At 49.0% G+C, this 1,055-nt stretch carries 1 protein-coding gene; it reads left to right on the top strand.

What is annotated here, in order from left to right:
- A partial coding sequence (locus tag R7O12_RS26775; protein WP_318127102.1) for a collagenase occupies nt 1-1,055 on the top strand: 1,055 nt, incomplete at both ends.

The following is a 1,055-nucleotide window of genomic DNA, read 5'->3' as shown; positions in this document are numbered from 1 at the left end:
TGAATGGGCGTTAGATACAGATGCAAACTTTATCGTTTTCAATGCATTACGTGAAACTGGTCGTCTACTTGCGAGCCCAGATCAAGAAACCAAACGCAAAGCATTGGCTGTCATGCAACAAGTGATGCAGCGTTACCCATTGGGCAGTGAGCACGACAAACTGTGGCTTGCCGCCGTTGAGATGATGAGTTACTACGCGCCTGAGGGTTTGAATGGTCTAAACCTAGAACAAGCGAAGCAAGATCTAGCAGCACGCGTGATGCCAAATCGTTTCGAATGTCAGGGACCTGCCATCATTCGCTCTGAAGATCTCACCGATGCTCAAGCTGCGAAAGCGTGTGAAGTGCTTGCTGCGAAAGAAGCAGACTTCCATCAAGTTGCGAATACTGGCAATCAACCAGTGGCGGATGACTTGAACGATCGTGTTGAAGTCGCGGTGTTTGCAAGCAACGACAGTTACGTTGATTACTCTTCATTCCTGTTTGGCAATACAACGGATAACGGTGGTCAGTACTTAGAGGGGACTCCGTCAAGAGCCGATAATACGGCGCGTTTCGTGGCTTATCGCTACGCGAATGGCGAAGATCTATCTATTTTGAACCTTGAGCACGAGTACACTCACTACTTGGATGCACGTTTCAACCAATACGGTTCATTCAGCGACAACTTAGCTCATGGTCATATCGTTTGGTGGCTGGAAGGCTTTGCGGAATACATGCATTACAAACAAGGTTACAAGGCCGCGATCGACCTGATCCCAAGTGGCAAACTGAGCCTTTCAACCGTGTTTGACACCACATACTCGCACGATAGCAACCGCATTTACCGTTGGGGCTACTTGGCGGTTCGCTTCATGCTAGAAAACCACCCTCAAGATGTAGAGAGCTTGTTGGCGTTGTCTCGTTCAGGTCAGTTTGCACAATGGGCGCAGCAGGTTACTTTGCTTGGTCAACAATACGATGCGGAATTTGAGCGTTGGTTGGATACGTTAGAAGCGGTAGTTGAACCGGAGCAACCAGGAACGGACCCAGAAGAGCCAAGCGAACCAACAGAAC

It is taken from the genome of Vibrio sp. Vb1574 (assembly GCF_033338675.1).
The sequence above is the reverse complement of the archived record's forward strand: the minus strand, read 5'-3'. Positions and strand labels throughout refer to the sequence as shown.